The sequence below is a fragment of the Brevundimonas sp. genome (assembly GCF_013823285.1).
Classification (GTDB): Bacteria; Pseudomonadota; Alphaproteobacteria; order Caulobacterales; family Caulobacteraceae; genus Brevundimonas.
Genome location: NZ_PNLV01000200.1, coordinates 1 through 698, shown reverse-complemented (window position 1 = coordinate 698; position 698 = coordinate 1). Strand labels below are relative to the sequence as shown.

Annotated in this window: 1 protein-coding gene and 1 pseudogene; both read right to left on the bottom strand. The window is 66.3% G+C overall.

Annotated elements, in window-relative coordinates:
- A pseudogene (locus C0461_RS14370) lies at positions 1–78 on the bottom strand (ferredoxin); the annotation flags it as partial.
- 45 nt (positions 79–123) lie between these two features.
- On the bottom strand, positions 124–698 hold a 575-nt coding region (locus C0461_RS14365; protein ID WP_292107985.1), incomplete at its 5' end, for a tetratricopeptide repeat protein.

Genomic DNA, 698 nt, shown 5'->3' with positions numbered 1-698 from the left:
TTCCATGACGGACAGACCCGTTTTCACGTCGACGACGTGCTCGGTCCCGTCATGCTCAATGTAGGTGATCTTGGCCATGTCCGCTCTTAGCAAGGCCGCTGCGGCAGGCAAACTGGCAAGGAATCAGTCAACCGACGCTTCCCTAGCCATCTGTTCGTACCCGCTGATCTGCGCCAGCATGACGGCTGCCTCAGCGCGAGACTCGGGATCAGGATCCTCCGTCATGGCGATCTCGAACCAGTGCTTCGCCTCAGCCAACGGGATTGTATCGACCGGACCATGCGGTGCGTTCGGCACGGCGCGGTTGAAGGCGGCGAAGGCGGCGGCCAAAGCGGCGTCGCGGCGGCCGGCTTCATAGGCCCGCTGGAACCATCCGCCTGCGGCGACCAGATCGGCCGGACCGCCCAGGCCGTTCCAGTCGAGCACGCCCAGATGGAACGCGGCATTGCCCTGCCTTTGAGCGGCGGCGCGTTCGTACCAGAGACGAGCCAAGCCATAGTCCTGCGCCACGCCCTCTCCCTTGCGGTAGAAGTCGCCGAGGTCTGTCTGGGCGTTGGCGTCGCCGGTTTCCGCGGCGCGGCGGCAAAGGTCCGCGCCGCGCGCCGGGTCGGCGGGCACAGCCTCACCGGCCGCATACATCAGCCCCAGCGCGCAAAGCGATCTCGCGGAGCCGCCATCTGCGGCCTGTTGATAGAGGT